General features: G+C 71.6%; 14 protein-coding genes. 8 read left to right on the top strand and 6 right to left on the bottom strand.

What is annotated here, in order from left to right; all coding sequences use genetic code 11:
- Positions 1 to 128: 128 nt before the first annotated feature.
- From GTZ93_RS39530 to GTZ93_RS39520, 3 genes are all read left to right on the top strand, one after another.
- Entirely contained in the window at positions 129 to 1,409 is a 1,281-nt protein-coding gene (locus GTZ93_RS39530) for an amidohydrolase family protein (RefSeq protein WP_139917114.1), read from the top strand.
- Between the two features lie 64 nt (positions 1,410 to 1,473).
- Positions 1,474 to 2,034 carry a peroxiredoxin gene (locus tag GTZ93_RS39525; protein WP_120577588.1) on the top strand — a complete coding sequence of 187 codons (561 nt, stop codon included), beginning with the start codon at positions 1,474 to 1,476 and terminating at the stop codon, positions 2,032 to 2,034.
- Positions 2,035 to 2,249: 215 nt separating this feature from the next.
- Entirely contained in the window at positions 2,250 to 3,317 is a 1,068-nt protein-coding gene (locus GTZ93_RS39520; RefSeq protein ID WP_139917097.1) for a CgeB family protein, read from the top strand.
- A gap of 171 nt (positions 3,318 to 3,488) precedes the next feature.
- Here the strand turns inward: GTZ93_RS39520 and GTZ93_RS39515 are convergent, their stop codons facing one another.
- Positions 3,489 to 7,049: a hypothetical protein gene (locus GTZ93_RS39515; RefSeq protein ID WP_139917096.1), complete on the bottom strand. Its 3,561-nt coding sequence runs from the start codon at positions 7,047 to 7,049 to the stop codon at positions 3,489 to 3,491.
- Between the two features lie 278 nt (positions 7,050 to 7,327).
- Here GTZ93_RS39515 and GTZ93_RS39510 point away from each other — a divergent pair, with 278 nt between their 5' ends.
- Positions 7,328 to 7,555 (top strand): hypothetical protein, encoded by a 228-nt coding sequence (locus tag GTZ93_RS39510; protein WP_139917094.1) that lies wholly within the window; start codon positions 7,328 to 7,330, stop codon positions 7,553 to 7,555.
- Positions 7,556 to 7,669: 114 nt separating this feature from the next.
- Here the strand turns inward: GTZ93_RS39510 and GTZ93_RS39505 are convergent, their stop codons facing one another.
- Positions 7,670 to 9,781 carry a chloride channel protein gene (locus GTZ93_RS39505; RefSeq protein ID WP_257979087.1) on the bottom strand — a complete coding sequence of 704 codons (2,112 nt, stop codon included), beginning with the start codon at positions 9,779 to 9,781 and terminating at the stop codon, positions 7,670 to 7,672.
- Between the two features lie 177 nt (positions 9,782 to 9,958).
- Between GTZ93_RS39505 and GTZ93_RS39500 the strand changes: the two genes are divergently transcribed.
- The gene (locus GTZ93_RS39500; protein ID WP_139917092.1) at positions 9,959 to 10,399 is read left to right on the top strand and encodes a peroxiredoxin; all 441 of its coding nucleotides are present in this window, start codon (positions 9,959 to 9,961) and stop codon (positions 10,397 to 10,399) included.
- A 15-nt stretch (positions 10,400 to 10,414) separates the two neighbouring features.
- On the opposite strand, the gene GTZ93_RS39495 is transcribed toward GTZ93_RS39500, so the two are convergent.
- The 3 genes from GTZ93_RS39495 to GTZ93_RS39485 all read right to left on the bottom strand — a co-directional run bounded on the left by GTZ93_RS39495 (position 10,415) and on the right by GTZ93_RS39485 (position 13,308).
- Positions 10,415 to 11,197, bottom strand: a complete 783-nt coding sequence (locus GTZ93_RS39495) for an NrsF family protein (RefSeq protein WP_121781383.1) — start codon at positions 11,195 to 11,197, stop codon at positions 10,415 to 10,417.
- Positions 11,194 to 11,766: an RNA polymerase sigma factor gene (locus tag GTZ93_RS39490; RefSeq protein WP_167548695.1), complete on the bottom strand. Its 573-nt coding sequence runs from the start codon at positions 11,764 to 11,766 to the stop codon at positions 11,194 to 11,196. The genes GTZ93_RS39495 and GTZ93_RS39490 overlap by 4 nt, the downstream gene beginning before the upstream one ends.
- A 114-nt stretch (positions 11,767 to 11,880) precedes the next feature.
- Positions 11,881 to 13,308 carry a site-2 protease family protein gene (locus GTZ93_RS39485; RefSeq protein WP_139917090.1) on the bottom strand — a complete coding sequence of 476 codons (1,428 nt, stop codon included), beginning with the start codon at positions 13,306 to 13,308 and terminating at the stop codon, positions 11,881 to 11,883.
- A 96-nt stretch (positions 13,309 to 13,404) separates the two neighbouring features.
- Between GTZ93_RS39485 and dusB the strand changes: the two genes are divergently transcribed.
- On the top strand, positions 13,405 to 14,418 hold the full coding sequence (gene dusB / locus GTZ93_RS39480; protein ID WP_139917088.1) for a tRNA dihydrouridine synthase DusB: 1,014 nt from the start codon (positions 13,405 to 13,407) through the stop codon (positions 14,416 to 14,418).
- Here the strand turns inward: dusB and GTZ93_RS39475 are convergent.
- Complete coding sequence (locus GTZ93_RS39475; RefSeq protein ID WP_139917110.1) at positions 14,397 to 15,713, bottom strand: glycoside hydrolase family 1 protein; 1,317 nt, start codon at positions 15,711 to 15,713, stop codon at positions 14,397 to 14,399. The genes dusB and GTZ93_RS39475 overlap by 22 nt on opposite strands.
- 347 nt (positions 15,714 to 16,060) lie before the next feature.
- Here GTZ93_RS39475 and GTZ93_RS39470 point away from each other — a divergent pair, with 347 nt between their 5' ends.
- Both GTZ93_RS39470 and GTZ93_RS39465 read left to right on the top strand, forming a co-directional pair.
- The gene (locus GTZ93_RS39470) at positions 16,061 to 16,267 is read left to right on the top strand and encodes an excinuclease ABC subunit A (protein ID WP_120577597.1); all 207 of its coding nucleotides are present in this window, start codon (positions 16,061 to 16,063) and stop codon (positions 16,265 to 16,267) included.
- Positions 16,268 to 16,393: 126 nt separating this feature from the next.
- A complete protein-coding gene (locus GTZ93_RS39465; protein WP_139917086.1) occupies positions 16,394 to 17,854 on the top strand; it encodes an NFACT RNA binding domain-containing protein in 1,461 nt (486 codons plus the stop codon).
- The last annotated feature ends 101 nt before the right edge of the window (positions 17,855 to 17,955 follow it).

Genomic DNA, 17,955 nt, shown 5'->3' with positions numbered 1-17,955 from the left:
GGGATGTGTGGAGTCGATGACGGAGGACCGGCCGGGAGTGCTAACGTCCCCCGCCTCAAGCGTGACCCCTAAGGGGAGGGGGCCGCCTTCACGAACCTCGCGTACCGTCGCGGATGCAGGGAGGGATGTTGGGCACCGTCCTCAAGGGTGGTTTTGTCGTCGAGCTGGAACCTGCGTCCGTAGAGCGGGTGGACCTGCGCATCGAGGGTGAGCGCATCGTGGCGCGAGGCGAGGACCTCGCGCCCGGCCCCGACGACGAGGTGGTCGCGCTGTCCGGCAAGCTCGTCTTCCCGGGGCTCGTCAACGCCCACCACCGGCTGGCGAGCGTGCTGGCGCGCGGCCTGGTCCGTCCGACGCCCACGTCCTACCAGGCCCTGCTGGAGCAGGTGCGCTGGCCCTTCGAGAACGCGCTGGACCTGGACGCGGTCCAGGTGGCCGCCACGGCGGGCGGCCTGGAGTCCATCCAGTGCGGCACCACCACCCTGTTTGATTTGCACGCCTCGCCCAAGGCGGTGACGGGCTCGCTGCTGCGCTCGGCGCGCGGCCTCCATGAGGTGGGCGTGCGTGGCGTGCTGTCCTACGCGGTGACGGACCGCATGGGCGCGGTGGGCCGCGAAGAGGGGCTGGAAGAGACGGTCAGCTTCGCGCGCAAGGCCCGGGGCCGCTTCCGCGGGCAGGTGGGCGCGGGCCCCTGCTTCACGCTGGGCGACGACGCGCTCCAGGGCCTGGGTGAGGCGCTCAACACCACCGGCACCGGGCTGCACTTCCCGCTCGCGGAGGATCCGCTGGACGAGCGGCTGTCCACCGAGCGTCACGGCAACCCGCCGGTGACGCGGCTGCTCACCAGCAACCTGCTGTCGCCCCGCGCCATGGCGGCGCACGTGGGCCACCTGGCGTGGGCGGACCTGGCGCAGGTGCTGGCCACGGGGACGTGGTTCCTGCACACGCCGCGCTCCAACCAGGGCCAGGAGGTGGGCTACGCACCCGCGCTGAAGTTCGGGGCGCGCGCGTCGCTGGGGACGGACGGCACGTCTCCGGACCTGTTCGCGGAGGCGCAGGCGGCGTACCTGCGCTCGCGTGAGGCGGGGCAGCCCATCGACGTGCTGCGCTACCTGGCCAACGGCCACCGGCTGGCGTCGCAGGTGTTCGAGGCGGCCATCGGCCCCATGCGCGAGGGCGCGCTCGCGGACCTGCTGGTGCTGGACTACCTGTCGCCCACGCCGCTGACCGCGGAGACGCTGGCGTGGCACGTGGTGCACGGACTGGGCAGCCGCCACGTGGAGGCGGTGATGGTGGACGGCGTGTGGCGCGTGTGGGCGCGCAGGCCGCTGTCGGTGAACCCCACGGTGGTGGCCGAGCAGTCGCGCGAGGCCGCCGCCGCCGTGTGGGCCCGCATGTCCTCGTCGTAGAGCCTGGGGGCGCCCGGGGACGCGAGGGCTTGTCGCGGTGTCCGGGGCCCGTTAAGTCCCGGGCATGCTCAACTCCCTGCTCGTCGTCGGATGGCTCAGCGCAGCGATTCCCCAGGTGGGTGAAACCGCCCCGGACTTCACGGTGAAGGACACCGCGGGGGCGACGCACACGCTGTCGGAGATGGTGAAGAAGGGGCCCGTCATCGTGGCCTTCTTCCCCAGGGCGTTCACCGGCGGCTGCACGAAGGAGCTGACCGCGTACCGCGACCGCTACAAGGACATCGAGCAGGCGCAGGGCCAGGTGCTGGCCTTCTCCACGGACGACGCGGAGACGCTGACGCGCTTCAAGACGGAGCTGAAGGCGCCCTTCCTGTTCATCCCGGATCCGGACGGCAAGGTGGTGGGCGCGTACGACGTGAAGATGCCGCTGGTGACGGTGTCCAAGCGCTACACGTTCGTCGTGGGCGATGACCGCAAGGTGCTCAAGGTGAGCGAGGGCCAGGACGCCATCGACGTTTCGGGCGCCATCGCCGCGTGTCCCCTGCGCAAGGGCGGCGCCGCGAAGCCCGCGGCGGCCCCGGCGGGAACCACTCCGCCCACCCAGGCCGCGCCCGCGACGAAGTAGCCAGAGGCGCTCTGGCTTTCGGGGCAGGGGCACGGTCCACTCGCGGACGTCCTCCTGGTCCGCGTGGGCCGGACGCTGGCCGTGCCGTTGAGGAGTTCACGCGGCACGAGGCCTGCTGGCTTGTCCGCCCCAGGCGCGGAGCGATAGCCCTGGGGCATGCCGCGCGCGGGGCGTCCTCCGTCCGCCGGGCTGGGGGCGTGAGGAGGCCCGAGTGGATGGACATCGTCTTCCTGGGCCCCGTGTGCCGGGCCACCGCCGAGGCACAGGCGGCCACGGCCCCGAGACAGCTCGCGCAGGCGCTCCGGCGTCGCGGACACGCGGTCCTCTACCTGGAGCGCACGGCGCCCGGTGCAAGCGGGGAGGAGGACTCCGCCGTCGCGCCGTACGTGGACCTGGCGGACCTCCACGCGCGCTTCCATTCGCAGGTGCGCCGCGCGGACCTGGTGCTGGTGGACGCGGACGCGCCGCAGGTCGCGGACGTGAGCCGCTGGACCGCGAACACGGCGCGGGGGCTCACCGCCTTCTGGGACCGGGACACGCCCCGGACGCTGGCGCGGCACGCCCTGCGAGAGGACCCCGCATGCATGACGCCGGACCTGTTCACGGGCTACCGGCTCTATCTCTGCTCCAGCGGAGGCCCGGTGCCCCGTCAGCTGGAGCGCGAGTGGGGAGTGGCCCGCGCGCGCGTGTTCCTGCCGGGCGTGGACGCGGAGCACTTCGCGCCCGGGAGCGGACGGACGCTCTGGGACCTGGGGTACGCGGGATCGTCGTCGCCAGAGCGGCGGGGGCTCTTGAAGCAATGGCTGCTGGGCGCCGCGCGCGGTTGGTCCGACGGGCGCTTCGTCCTCGCGGGCACGCTGTCGGCGGTGGATGACGCCTGGCCCGCCAACGTGGCGAGGCACGCGGCCCCATCCCTCCAGGAGCACGCGGGTTTCATCGGTGCGCAGCGCTTCACGCTGGTCCTCTCCCAGGCCGAGCACACGCCAGGGGCGAACCTGTTCGAGGCCGCGGCCTGTGGAGCAGCGCTCATCTGTGACCCCTGGCCAGGGCTGGAGGACGTCTTCTCGCTGGGCGAGGAGGTGATGGTCGCCCGCACGGAGCAGGACGTGCTGCGCTACCTGCTCGCGATGCCGGAAGCGGACCGGCGCCAGCTGGGCATGCGAGCCCGGGCCAGGGTCCTGGCCGAACACACCGTGGCCCACCGGGCGCTGCAACTGGAGCAATACGCGAGCGAGGCGGAGCGAGGAGCCGCGTGGATGGCCCCGGTCCGCTCGCTGAACTGAGCCTCATGGGCCCCGGAAGACGGACGTGCCGCCCTGCCGGCGGCGCACCGCACAAACCTGTCCGACAGTCGGACAAGTTTTGGAGCACCGCGACCCGAGGGCCCCCGCACCGGCCAGGCCGCGGAGACTCGTCCGACAGTCGGACAGGTTTTGGAACACCGCGCCGGGGGCCTACGCCTCTTCCGAGTCCTTCACCATCTCCCGGGGCGGGAACACGAACTGCGCGGCCCCGGCCACGAGCGGTGCTGCATCGCGCTGGAACGCGGTGAGTTTCTCCAGCCGCTCCTCCGTCCATCCGCGCCCATCCCCTGCGTCGCGCACCAGGCAGTGCAGGGCCAGGCGCCGAGCCTCCGGGCTGGAGCTCCGAGCCAGACGCCGGCCGACGTCGTCCATCGTCTCCACCGGCAGGTTCGACACCGCCACCTGGGCCGCCATCAGCGCGTCCGCGTGGAGCCAGCCCTCCTGTCCCATCGTGTCCAGGTGGCTCGCGAAGGCCGGAGGCGCCAGGGCCACCGCCGCGCAGCGCACGCGCAGTGTCGCCAGACACGGGTCCTTCGTAAGGAGCCCCGTCACCATTCCCTGCACCGCGTGCAGGGGCACGGGCCGCATCCGATCCCGGGGCTGGAGCAGGGCATCCATCGCCACGCTCAGCGCGCGCCGGTCCCGCACCACCGCCTCCAGCATCCGCTCGAACAGCGTCACATCGCGCTCGTCGGCCCGGTACACCAGCGCGCCCATTGCCGCGCGCACCTCGTCGTCATAGGGCGAAGCCAGCCGCGCGCCACAAGCAGAGAGGAACACGCGCTCCCGGTCCTTCACGGACAGCCAGGCCGCGCGGCGCAGCAGGTCGATGCGCGCATCCGGCTCCGGCCGCGCCAGCACCTTCGCGAGCAGCCCGGACAGCCGCGCATCCAGCGCCTCCGTCAGCCGGTCCGCGGGGATGTCCCCCACGCGCGATGCCATGATGGCGTCCTCGCCGGTGACGGCGCGCTCGAACACCACCCACGTGGGCTCGCGGTCCAGGTGGTCCCACAGCGCGCGCAGGAGCGCGATGCGCACGTCGCGGTGCAGCGGCTTCGCGTCCAGCTCCAGCAGCCGCTCGTAGCCCGCGTCCGAGCGCAGCTCGCCCAACAGGCGCACCACCTCCTTGGCCACCGTGACCTTGGTCAGCGGCACCTCCGCCAGCAGCGACAGCACCCGCGTGACAGGCATGCCGTTGAACGCACGGCGCAGGCCGTAGATGGCGATGCGCGCGCGCGAATCCTCCAGCGCTCCCAGCAGCGTAGGCACGCCCTGGCCCTGGTCGCACCGCGCCATCACCCGCAGGGCCCGCTCCTGCACCGCGGGCCGCTTGTCGTTCGCCAGCGCCAGGAGCGCGTCCATGGGCGCCCAGTCCAGCGCCGCCATCCGCGTCACCGCGGCCAGCACCGAAGGCGTGTCCCGCTCCATGTCCGCGCACAGCCTCTCGAGCGCGCGCGAATACGCCCGGTTCTGCTCCACCGTCCACCGGAAGAACCCCGAGTCGAACGGCAAGATCCAATGCGTCGCCCCCGTGGCGAACTGGCCGGTGATGACCGGCGCGTTCAGGTACGGCCCCAGCAGGTCCTGCCGCCTCCGGTGCAGGAACTCGCGCACCACGGGGATGGCGATGGCGCTCTCGTCCCGCTTGAGCAGCGCGGGCAGCATCCGGTCGAAGTCCTTCACCGCGCGGTAGCGCAGCACCCACAGCGCGTTCCCGGACGGCTTGCCCAGCCGCAGCGCCACCCGCTCCAGTTCCTCCACCAGCTCCCGATGCAGCGGAAGCCCGGGCTTCTCCGCCCCCGCCAGCGCCACCACCTCGTCATCCCAGCCCCGGTCCCGCCAGCGCCGCAAGGTGGCCGCGAGGGTCGACTCGAAGCGCGGCCGGTCCTCCCGCGACAGCCACGCGGTCAGCGCCAGCGCCAGCCGGTTGTCGGGCCCCGTGTCGCGCACGGAGACGAGCCAGTCCGACAGGCCGGGCACCAGCGCCGCGCGCTTGCCCAGGCTCGCCGCGAGCTGGAGCAGGGGACCGCCGCGCTCGCGCTCCGCCCAGCTCTTCGCCAGCGCCAGCAGGTACGGCGCGGCCCGGCGCACCTCGTCGTCCGTCAACCGGTGACCCAGGCCTCCGTCCAGGATGCGCCCGCGCTCCTTGAGGAAGGTGCCCAGCCACTGCGCGGCCCACGCCGGGTCCGCGCTGAAGGCCCGCACCAGCAGCCGCTCCGCCGACTGCGCCGTCCCCATGGACAGGTCCGCGGCGTCCAGCGCGTCGCGCAGCATCCGCCCCAGGGCCTCGGTGTGCTCGGCGCGCCACATCCGGCGGGGCCACTCGACCAGCGCCTGGAGCATCACCCCGCGCACCGGGTCCTGTTCGTTCTTCCGGGCCAGCACCATCGCCAGCGCGGGGGCGACCCACGCGGGCTCGTCCGGGCGCAGGCCGGGCAGCGCCAGCAGCGCGCTCAGCGCCACTCCGCGCATCGCCGCGTCCGGGTGACCCAGCGTGCCCCGGAGCGCGCCCAGCGCTTCATCCCAGGGCAGGAAGCGCGCATAGGAGAACCGCGCCTCGGCGCGAGTGCCCAGCGCCACCACCTCGTCCAGGTGCCGACGCGCCTCCCGCTCACGCAGCGCCACCGGCAGGTGCCGCACGTACTCCGGCGCGATGACGCCATCCCGGGTGCGAGCGCCCACGGTCCAGCGCGCGTAGACGCCCTCGCGCAGGGCCGGGTCCACGATGCGCGCGATGAGCGGCGTGCCCCACGCGGGGGCCCGCTCCACGGACGCGGCCCAGGCCTCGGTGAGCGTCGCGTGCAGCGGCTCCGGCAGCTCCTTCAGCACGTCCTCCGCGCGGCCCAGCAGCGTCGGGTCGCGCTGGACAATCCAGGTCAGGGACTCGGCGTCCAGCGACGCCAGGGACTTCGCGAACAGCAGGTGCGGGAGGAACGCCGGAGAACGTCGGCGCAGGAGCGCCACCATGCGCACGGGGCGATGCTTCACCAGCGTCCGCACGGCGTGCTCGTCCGGCGGGATGCCCCGCTCCAGCAGCAGCGCCAGCAGCGTCTCCGCCACGTCGGGCGTCCGCTCCGCCAGCCACGCCATGCCCCACCCCAGGTGCTGCCGGGTGACGGGGTCGGGCTCGCCCGATACTGCATTCAGCCGCTCCAGCAGCACCTGTCCCAGCACGGACGGCGCATGCCGAGCCAGCCGCGCCCAGAACCGGTAGCTGGGCCGCTCCAGGGCCCGCGCCACATGCCGGCGCAGGGCCGCCTCGGACGCCAGCGGCACCGTGTCCGCGAAGGTGACGTGCTCGCCCCGCTCCGCCAGCCCGTCCAGGAACGCGTCGATGACGGCGTGCCGCTTGCGCTTGCGCAGCTGGTGGATGACGGCCTGCTCGCGGCGCATCCCGTGCGCCATGCGCAGTGCCTCCAGCGCCTGGGCATCGTCACAGGCCAGTGACACCAGCTCGAACGCCAGCGCGCGCACGCGGAAGGACTCGTCCGACGTGGCCTTCAGCACCGCCTCGCCGTCGCGGCGCGTGAACTGGGCCGCCAGGGCCAGTCGCCGCTCGAAGGCGTCCCCCCGAGCCAGCGCGTCCAGCAGCGCCTGCGCCTCCGGGTCTGTCCGGGCCTTGCGCCCCAGGGCCACCATGTGGCGCACCCGGGCATCATGGAAGGTGGAGGACAGCTCTGCGCGCAGGGTGGACAGGGCGGGTTCGGACATGGCGCCCAAGGATGCCTGCTCCCCTGGTTTCCTGACAGACCCGCCCGGGTCGCGGCCTTCCTCCTCCTTGGTCAGACAACTCCGTCAAGAATCGAATTGGGGGTTTTGAGGGTTTAGGATTGCCATTCCAATGATACGTCACCGAGACCTTCCACATCGTCAACGGCACCGGCTCGACTCTCTATAAGTACGGGACTGCCCTGAGCGGACACGTCATCGTGCAGCAGCCAGCGACAATCGCGGGATTGGGCTTTGCTCAGACGGAGGTTCCGCCCGCGATGAACTGGAGTCAGGGCTTCTCCTATACGACGAACCCGGCGGACCCGTGGGGCGCGGCCAAGGCGTGCGTCTTCTCGGTCTTCGTCACCTACTCGGGCGGCGTCTGTTCGGCGTCTGTCGTCACCTATCCCAAGGGGAACCAGGGCGTGGTGTGCACCTACTCTCCGCCGTCGTCCGCCATCGACCCCGTGACGTGCGAGCTTGAGCTGACATTGGGGATTGATTAGCCGTCCGCGACACGTTGGAGGGCGCTCGCACGGCGGGAGTGGGATGCGCTCCCGTCGTGGGTGTCTGCCCTGGCGGCAATCCCCGGAGCCGGCCGGCCCGCCGGTCTCCGATGCTCAGTGCGCCGCCTCGGAGGGGGTGACGGGGTAGTTCCCCGTCGAGTGCTCGCGCGCGTGCTGCGCGAAGAGGAATCGCCGGACGGCGGCGCGGGTGAGGAGTCCGCACGGGGCCAGTCCCAGCACGGGCGCCACCGGCAACGCGTCCACGTCCTCCTGGTCCATCACCTGGAGCGCATGCGCCAGGTCCGAGTCCGGCGCCAGCGCGGGCAGCTTGCGCGCCAGGTCACTGGCCACGAGCAGCGGGTACATGGACTCGTCGCGCCACACCTCGCGCAGCTGCTCCACCTGCACCGTGCCGTAGAGGTTGCCCTCCGTGTCCAGCACCGGCAGCGTGCCGGCCTCGGACGTGAGCAGCTGGTCCGTCAGCGCGCGCAGCGGCGTGCCCGCGGTCACCGCCGGCACCTCCGTCATCAGGGCCCGCACGTGCGTGGCCGCCAGCAGGTCCTCGTCGCTCTGCACCTTGGGGGCCGTGCGCTCCGTGAGGAAGTGGCACACCGCGGACGCGATGGTGCACGTCACCATCAGCGGCAGGATGATTTCGTGGCTGCCGCTCAGCTCGTACAGCATCATCATGCCGGTGAGCGGGCCGCGCGTGAGCGCCGCCACCGCGCCGCCCATGCCCACGATGGCGTACGCGCCGCTGGGCCCGGTGGCATGCGGGAAGAAGTAGTGCACCAGCGTGCCGAACGCGCCGCCCGCCATGGCGCCGATGAGGGCCGCGGGGAAGAACGTGCCGCCGGAGCCGCCTGAACCAATGGTGAGCGCCGTGGCCACGAGCTTCAGCACGCACGCCGTCACCAGGAAGAAGAAGGGCAGCTGTCCGGCCGCCGCCAGGTTGATGTAGTCGTTCCCGCTGCCCCACACCGTGGGGCTCAGGAACACGAGCACGCCCGTGCACAGGCCGCCCAACGCGGCGCGCACCGGCAGCGGCTTCTTCCCCAGCCACGGGGACAGCTTCCCGCCCATGCGGCCGTGGAAGAAGTGCTCCACGCCGTGCAGCATCTTCACGAACGCGAACGAGAGCAGTCCGCACCCGATGCCCAGCGCCGCGTAGGCGAAGACCTCCGAGCCGCTGACCAGCTCGTAGTTCACCCGGTTGAGCAGGGGCGCTTCGTCCAGCACGCCGCGGCTCACCAGCGTGCCCGCCACGCTCGCCAGGATGATGGGGGAGAACACGCGCAGCTCGAACTCGCGCAGGATGATCTCCATCGCGAACACCGCACCCGCGATGGGGGCGTTGAAGGACGCGGAGATGCCCGCGCCCGCGCCGCACGCCAGCAGGATGGACAGCTCCTTGCGGCTGAAGCCCAGCACGCGCCCCACGCTGGACGCGAAGGCCGCGCCTCCGTAGACGATGGGGCCCTCGCGGCCCGCGGAACCGCCGCTGCCAATGGTGATGGCGGACGCGATGAGCTTGAGCAGCCCGCGGTCCGCCGGCACCACGTTGGCGCCGCTCTTCACCGCGCGCACCACCTCCGGAAGGCCGTGGCCGTGCGTCTCCGGCCGGTCACGCAAAAGCCGCCCCACCGCCAGGCCGCCCACCGTGGGCGCGAGCAGCATCAGCCACCAGGGCAGGTGCGGAATCGCCGAGGCCAGGTTGTGCGCGTGGCCGAACACGGCGTTCACGGCCGCCAGGCCCACCAGCGGGTAGTAGAGCGACAGCGCGCCCAGCGTCAGCAGCGCGAGCAGGCGCAGGCGGCGCTTCACCTCATCGCGAGGGCCGCCGGGCTCAATCACCCGCGCCAGCAAGAGCGCGCCCAGCGCCAGCGGCACGCCCACCAGCGCGTATTCCAGGTGCCAGCGCGCGGAGGAGAGTGACTCCATCAACGTGCGCAGCCGCTGCGGCTTCAGCGTCGCCGTCAGCTCCGCGGCGCTGAACGTGATGCCGCTCATCACGCCAATGAGGTTGGAGAAGATGCCCGCGGCCAGTCCGCTGTAGAGCCCTACCACCGCGCCCGCGATGGGCAACACCGAGGGGGTCGGCAGGCGGATGCGGTTGGACGCGCCCAGCAGGAAATAGATGAGGCGTGAGAGGTTCTGTCGCGCCCAGAGCGTGAGCGCGGCCATCCGCTGCATTTCGGCAGGCGGAGGTTCGTCGGAGGTGTTCATTTGGTGCACCTACTAAACGGAGGAGGCCGGTGGGTTTCAAGCCTCTTGATGACGCCCGTGCTCCGACGCCGTCCGCCTGCACTCCACTCCACACATCGCCCGAGCGGTGCCCGGCTCCCTGCCCCCGGGGCGTGTTACGACGCCCCCGGTTTCCACCCCATGAAGGAGGCATCGCACATGCTCAAGCAGGGAGACGTGGCCCCGGAGTTCACCGTGCAGGACTCGACGGGGAAGACGCACCGGCTGTCGGACTACCGGGGCAAGAACGTGGTGCTCTGGTTCTACCCGAAGGCGGACACCCCGGGATGCACCGCGGAGGGCTGCTCCTTCCGCGATCACAAGATCCAGTACGAGGCGAAGGGCACCGCCATCCTGGGCATCAGCTTCGACACGCCGGAGGAGAACCAGGCCTTCGCCCAGAAGTTCGGCTTCAACTTCCCGCTCCTGTGCGACGTGGATCGCAAGGTGGGGCTGGCCTACGGCGCCGCGGATGACGCCTCGGCCCCCAACGCGCGCCGGGTGGGCGTCGTCATCGGGCCGGACGGCCGTATCAAGGAGTGGCACGCCAAGGTGGACGCGCGAGCCTTCCCCCAGGAAGCGCTGTCGCGGCTCCAGTAGGACTCCAAGCTCCTCTCAAGGCGCGAACGAGCGGGACGGCAGGCGCGAGCGGATGAACACCGCCACGCCCGCCAGCACGAACCACGGCAGCACGTGGCCCAGCATCAGGTGGCCCGCGCTGCCGTCCGGGCAGTGCACGTGAAGTATCAGCAGACTCACACCCGCGGAGGACAGGCCCGCCGCCAGCGCCCGCACGGGCTGGAAGGCGGAGCGGCACAGCAGGACGAGCGCCAGGGCCAGCGGCACCACGGACAGCACCACCTCCGCGCCCATGCACCCCAGGGTGCCCGCGAGGAACGGCCGCACCTGGACGCCCGAGCGTCCGCTCAGCTGCGCCAGCGCCACGACGAGCGCGCCCACGGCCACGAGCGTGAAGGGCCAGGCGCGCTGCCTCGGAGCCAGGGCCACCATCGCGCCGCCGCCCACGCCCACGACGATGAGCAGCGCCACGAGCGCCACCGCCAGCGGCGACGCGGAGTTGAGCATCATCCCATGCCGGCCCACCCAGAGCAGCCCCACCGCGCCCACGCCCAGATAGGCGGCGAGCAGCACCGCCACCTCCTTCCACCACGGCGTGGGCTTGGGGTGCGCCGCCAGCTCCGTCAGCGACTGACGCCGCGTCTGTTCGAGCCTCGCATCATTAATAAGCACAGGGGGCGGAGCGGAGGCGGGGGGCGCCAGCACCTGGAAGCCCTCCAGCAGGGCCCGGCAGTCCGCGCACCCGGCCGCGTGCGAAGCCAGGTCCGGAGGCAACGGGCCGTCCAGTTGGTCGAGGACGCGTTCGCACTCGGGCGTCATCGTGAAGTCTCCTGCTGAAGAGGGGCGAGCAGCTCGCGCAGGCGCGCGTAGCCCCGGTGGGCGCGGACCTTCACCGCGCTCTCTGTGAGGCCCAGGGCCTCGGCGATTTCAGCGAAGCCCATGCCCTCGAAGCGGTGCATGAGGATGGGCAGCCGCTGGCCTTCGGGAAGCTGCGCCAGGGCGCGTTGCACCGCGCGCTCCAGACCCGCGTCGCGAGGCTCCGGCGTGTCCGCCACTGCGGTGAGGGGCAATTCCCCCTCTGGAGTGAGGTCCTCCGGGCGGCGGTGGCGGCGCGCATGGTCGCGCGCGGCGTTGGTGGCGATGGCGTACAGCCAGGGCCGGACGCGGGCCCCGGCCTGATAGCGGCCCCGCGCGCGCACCAGGGACAGGAAGGTGAGCTGGGCCAGGTCCTCGGCAGTGGCGGGGCTGCCGGTGAGGCGCGCCAGGTAGCCCTGGACGGGGCGCGCGTAGCGCTGGAAGAGCGCGTCGAACGCCTGCGCGTCCCCCTGGCAGAACCGCTCCATCAACACCTCGTCCGAGTCGCCGGAAGCTCCCGGAGATGCCGGCATGTCTCCGGTACGCACGGGCTCGGCACCAGGTTTCACGGGAGGGGACGGAGGGCTCACGGGACGGGCGCGGACTTTAGGGGCCGGAAGGCGCCGAGCGGGAGAAAGTCGCCCCCGTCAGGACGACGCGGCCGGCCGCAGCCGCGCCAGCCACTCCTCGAAGGCGGGGTGGCCGTGCAGGTGCGCCAGGTCCTCGTCGGAGGAGGCGTAGGCCGCGTCCTTGAAGCCCAGGCCTTCCGCCCGCTGGAGCAACCGCACCGCGTCCGTCACGTTGCCCGCGCGCGCGAAGGCGCAGGCCGCGTCGTACGCGATGCCCGGGTCCGGCACGTGCTTCAGCGCCGCCTCGCCCACCGCCGCGGCCTCCGAATAGGCGCCCCGGATGAACAGCGCCCGCTCCGCGCACCGGAACGCGGCCGCCGGGTCCACGCCGGGCAGTCGCAGTGCCTCGTTCACCTGGCCCAGGCGGATGAGCGCGCCCGCGTACTCGTGCATCACGGTGCGGTCCTGCGACTCACCCCACGCCTGCTTCCAGTAGCCCACCGCCCGAGCGTCATCCCCCACCAGGGAGAACGCCGCCGCCACCGCGTGCATCTCCACCGGCTGGCCCTGCACCTGGGAGAAGTGGTCCAGCGCGGGCCGCCCGTGGCCCTGCTTCAGCGCCACCCAGCCCAGCAGGTAATGGGTCCGGCTGGTGAGCCCCGGGGACAGGCCCTCCGTCTCCAGCACCCGGTTGCCCTGCCGCCACGCGTCGTCCAGCCGGTCCTCGCGCAGCGCCTGCTGCGCCTCGCGCAGGGCCTGGGCGTTGGGGCCCACCTCCTCCTTCGCCTCGTTGCGCACGCGCATCACGTCCGTCAGCACGCGGAACGCCTGGAAGCCGAACATGGCGAAGAGGACGCCCATGAACAGGGCCCCGCTCTTGATGCTCAGCAGCACCAGGCCCACGCACAGGCCCAGCGCCAGCACGTGCGACACGATGAAGCCCCGCCGCCCGAACATCCGCGTCGCCAGCGCCGTGCTGATGTGCCCTCCATCCAAGGGAGGCACCGGCAGCAGGTTCAGCACCGCCCACACCATGTTGGCGAAGAAGAAGTTGCTCAGGAAGAAGTCCGCCACCTCCGAGCGGCCCCGCACCTGCATCAGCACCGCCCAGCACAGGACGCCCAGCGCCAGCCCCGCCAGCGGACCCGCGAAGCTGCTCACCACGTCCTTGTGCCAGGGCAGGGGCGCGTCCGTGTTGGGCCGCGTCACGCCGCCCATGAACACCAGGTCCACGCTCGGCTGGTAACCAAAGAAGCGGAAGGCCACCGCGTGCCCCAGCTCATGGACGAGCACGGACACGAAGACGATGAACATCCACGCCAGCACGTAGGTCACCACCGCGCCCATGTGCCCGGGCGACGCGGCGTCGGCCAGCTGGTCCCCCAGCCACCCGGCACCCGAGTGCCGGCCCGGCAGGGGCAGGGACTGGTAGGCGAACACCGCGGAGAAGAGCAGGTGACTCGTGTGGACGTGGACGGGGACGCTCCCGAGCCGAAAACGGAACATGGAGGGGGACCTTAATCGTTGGGCCCCACTCGCGCAGGGCCGTTCTCATGGCCCGCGCTCTTCTGCTCCCCTCCGGGTTATAGGGTGTCTTCCGCCATGCTGAAGCTGGGTCCCTACACGCTCCCCAACCCCTACATCCTCGCGCCCATGGCCGGCGTGAGCGAGCGCCCCTTCCGCGTCATCGCCTTCCGGCTGGGCGCGGCCCTCTGCCCCACGGAGCTGGTCAGCGCGCAGGGCCTGATGCGCCAGAACCAGCGCACGCTCAAGTACCTGCGCTACGACCCGGACGTGGAGAAGCCCTACTCGCTCCAGATTTTCGGAGGCGAGCCGGAGGCCATGGCCCAGGCCGCGCAGGTGGGCAAGGCCGCGGGCGCGCAGGTCATCGACATCAACATGGGCTGCCCGGTGAAGAAGGTGGTGCGCAACGGCGCCGGCAGCGGCCTCTTGTGCGACGTGCCTCGCGCCGCCGACATCGTCCGCTCCATCCGTGAAGCCACCGGCCTGCCCGTCACCTGTAAAATCCGCTCGGGCTGGGACGCGCGCACGCTCAACTATCTGAAGGTGGCGGAGGCGCTGCAGGAGGCGGGGTGCGCGGGGCTCGCCCTGCACCCTCGCACGCGCGAGCAGGGCTACTCGGGGCAGGCGAACTGGGACCACATCGCGGACCTGAAGCGCCACTTCCCGGAGCTGCCCATCATGGGCAACGGGGACGTGAAGACGGTGGCGGATGCCCACCGCATGCTGGACAGCACCGGCTGCGACTTCGTGATGATTGGCCGGGGCGCCCTGGGCAACCCGTGGCTCTTCCGCGAACTTTCGGGCGGCCCGCCCGCCACGCCGGAGGAGCGCTGTGAGCTGGTGCTGGAGCACGTCCGGGCCCACGCGGAGTTCGTCGGGGAGCCCTTGAGCGCGGTGCGCTCCTTCCGCCGGCACCTGGCCTGGTACGCCCACGGCCTCAAGGGCGCGGCGCACTTCCGCTCGGAGGTGAACGGGCTGGACTCGCCGGAGGCGGTGGAGGACAGCGTGCGCCGCTTCTTCGCGGGCGCGGACACGGACCCCACGGCACCTCTAGAGGAGCCAGAGGTGGACTACCGCGCGGCGCTGGGCTGAGCCGTGCCAGAGCCCGGTGACACCAGCACGCGCCCGGTGGCCACGGCGCGGAAGTAGTCGCAGGCCGGGGTGGGGCGGCGCTCCAGCGTGTCGAAGTCGACGTGGTAGAGGCCGAAGCGCGGGCCCCAACCCTCCAGCCACTCGAAGTTGTCCAGCAGGCTCCAATAAAGGTAGCCCTGCACGTCCACGCCGGCCTCGCGCGCGGCCAGCACCTGGCGCAGGTGCGCGTGGAGGTACTCCGGCCGCACCGTCCCCTTGCGGTCGTCGATGCCGTTCTCCGTGACCCACACCGGCTTGCCGTAGCGCTTCACCTCCTGAAGGAGCTGGAGGAAGCCCTCGGGCCGCTGCTCCCACCCGATGTCGGTGAGCCCGCGCCCGTCCGGGTCGCGGTACTTGAAGTCGATGAAGGGCGGGCGCGGCATGAAGCGCAGGTGCGCGCGCGTGTAGTAGTTGACGCCCACGAACTCCACGGAGTCGCGCGCCCCCTCGATGCGCACGTCCGTGGACGCCACGCCCGGCATGAACACGCGCAGGTGGCCGGACGACAGCGCCTCGTGGAACGCGTGGTTGTAGGCCGGGGCCGCCAGCCTCACCAGCGAGCGGTCCAGGGGATGCCACCAGCGGTCCGGCGCGAACGCGAGCATGTTCTGGGAGATGCCCAGCTCCACCCGGCCCAGGTGCTGGCCCAGCTCTTCCCGAGCGATGACGTGCGCGCGCACCATGTTCCCGAGCGCGGCCATCGTCTTCGCCCCGTCCGCGATGCCCGGCGGCATCAGGCCCTGAAGGTAGCCGCCCAACAAGAGGACCATCGGTTCGTTGAAGGAGATGACGAGCGCGTCCAGCCCCTCCAGCAGGGGCGCGCACCGGCGCACGTACTGGCGGAAGGCCTCCAGGCTCTCCGGAAGGTGCCAGGGCGTGGACGCGTGGAACCACGTGGGGTGGGTGAAGTGATGGAGCGTCACCACCGGCCGCAGGCCCATCGCGCGCAGCTTCAAGAGCCGCTCGCGGTAGCCCTCCAGCACCGCGCCATCGAACCGGCCGCGCTCGGGCTCGATTCGCGCCCACTCCAGCGACAGCCGGAACGCCGTGGCTCCCACCGCCTTCGCCAGGGCGTAGTCCTCCGCGTAGCGGCGCCAGTGGTCCACCGCGATGCCGCATCTCGCATGGGGCTCCTTCAACTTCCCCAGCCGCTCCCACTCGGCCCAGTCGTTCTCGATGCCGCCCTCCACCTGGTACGCGGAAGTGGCGACGCCGAAGGTGAAGGACGAGGGGAAGGTCAGCGCGGCGGAGCTCATTCGGGCGCGCACCGTAGGCCGCCGCCTCCACGACGGGAAGCGATGCGATGCGCGCGCGCCGGATGCACGGCAGCGGACATCCAGCCCCGGAGCGCGGACCCTCGAAGTGCGTCCGGAGCCGGAAATTCGGCCTCGCGCGCGACGCGTCGGACCCCCGAAATGACCGCCACGAACGGTTCGAAGCGCCCGGAGGCCAAAAATCGGCCTCGCCGCGCACTGCAATACATCACCATGCGTTGACACACTGGCATGTCGCCCGTACCATTCATTTCAAGCACTCACGTTCAGTTCGAAGTGGGTGCAGGGCTCGCGTCCTCGCGGGCCTCAACACTGAACGGAGGATTCCGATGGCCGCGAAGAAGAAGACCGCGAAGAAGGCCGCGACGAAGAAGACCGCGACGAAGAAGACCGCCCGCAAGGCCCCTGCCGCCAAGCGCGGTACGGCCAAGAAGGCCGTCGCGAAGAAGCCGGCCGCCAAGAAGGCCGCCAAGAAGAAGACCGCTTCCCGCCGGAAGGCCGCGACCCCCGCGGCCCCGTCGACCCCGGAAGCCTGAAGTAGCGGTGTCATTTCGGGCGTCCGTTGACGTCCGGTGAACGGCTCGGCGAAACCCGCCGGGCCGTTTTTCTTTTGCGGGCCAGGGGTTTACGTCTCCTCGTGTGTCCGCCCGGGAGGGGCCCCCATGTCGCTGCGTCCGGTGGAGTTCGGTGAGGTCGTGGCGGAGGCCGCGGCCCGGCTGGTGGGCGCGGTGGCCCAGAAGGCGTGGTGCCCGCTTCCCCGCCTGGCCTACGTGGAGCTGCGCGTCCCGGGCAGATCGGTCGTGCTGTGCCTCTGCGCCGAAGGCGAGCTGTCCCGCCTGTCCGTCGCGGAGGACCGCTTCCCCACGCCAGGCGAGCCCGCTCCCTTCCAGCGTTGGCTGCGCCAGGAGCTCACCGGCTTCAAGCTCCAGGCCGCGCGCTACCTGGAGGAGAGCCGCGCCATCATCCTGGAGTTCGATCGCGAAGGCGTGCGCCGCCGGCTGGTGATGGAGGTGGGCGCGCCCGGGGGACTGCTGCTCCTCAGCGATAACAACCGGGTGCTGATGCTCTCCGGCGAAGGCTTCGGCCCCAGGCGCAACCTCTATCCCGGAGCGCAGTGGTCGCCACCGGAGCCCGTGTCCGCGGAGGCGCTGGCGAAGGGCCGCGCGCAGCCTTCACGTCTGGAGCCGAAGGAAGACGACACGCTGCCCAGGCTGCAGGCCGCCGAGCGGGTGCTCGGACAGAAGGACCGCACCAGCCGCGCGGACACCATCCGCCGCCGGCTCGCGCAGCCGTACCGGGCGAGGCTGAAGCGCTCCTCCCGCACATTGGAGAAGGTGCGCGCGGAGGCCCAGCGCGGCCCGGAGGCGGAGAAGCACCGCGAAGTGGGCGAGCTGCTCGCGCAGAACCTGCACCGGCTCAAGCGAGGCGCGTCCCAGGTGACGCTCACCTCCTATACGGAGGCGGGCGTGGAGGAGGTCCAGGTGAAGCTGGACCCGAAGCGCACCCCGAAGGAGGAGGCGGACTGGCACTTCCACCAGTACCGGCGCCTGCTGCGCGGCGTGGAGCAGGCCCGCCACCGCGAGGCGGAGCTCGCGCGAGAGGTCGCCCACGCGCAGACGGCGCTCACGCAGATTGAAGCCATGGATGACGCCGCGCTGCTCGCGCAGGTGGAAGTGCTCCAGGTGACCCAGGGGGAAGAGGGGCCAAAGGGAGGCCTCCCCTTCAAGGAGTACGTGGGCCATGGCGGCGCGCGCATCTGGGTGGGGCGCGGTGCGGAGGACAACGACCAGCTCACCTTCAAGGTGGCCCGTCCGTGGCACCTCTGGCTGCACGCGCGGGGATTGCCGGGCAGTCACGTGGTGGTGCCGGTGGAGAAGAACGCGGAGGTGGCGCAGGAGGTGCTCCTGGACGCGGCGCACCTCGCGCTGCACCACTCGGGGGCCAAGGGCGAACCTCGCGGCGAGGTGAGCTACATGCCGGTGAAGTTCGTGCGCAAGCTGAAGGGCGCTGCCCCCGGGCAGGTGACATATGCCCGGGAGAAGACCTTCGTGGTGCGCATGGAGCCGGAGCGGCTGGAGCGGCTGCTCAAGTCGCGCCATGGCGACCCGGGCAGCCTGGCCTGAAGGACAATGCCTCTGGGACGAATTCAACCCGGGGTGTCACGCGCGGCGTGTGGGCCCGGTCGACAGGCGGACGGGCATCCATCCCCTGGCCTTGAGGTTCG

Origin of the sequence: Corallococcus exiguus (genome assembly GCF_009909105.1) — a bacterium.
Classification (GTDB): domain Bacteria; phylum Myxococcota; class Myxococcia; order Myxococcales; family Myxococcaceae; genus Corallococcus; species Corallococcus exiguus.
Note: the sequence above shows the minus strand (reverse complement) of the source record. Positions and strands in the feature narration are given on the sequence as shown.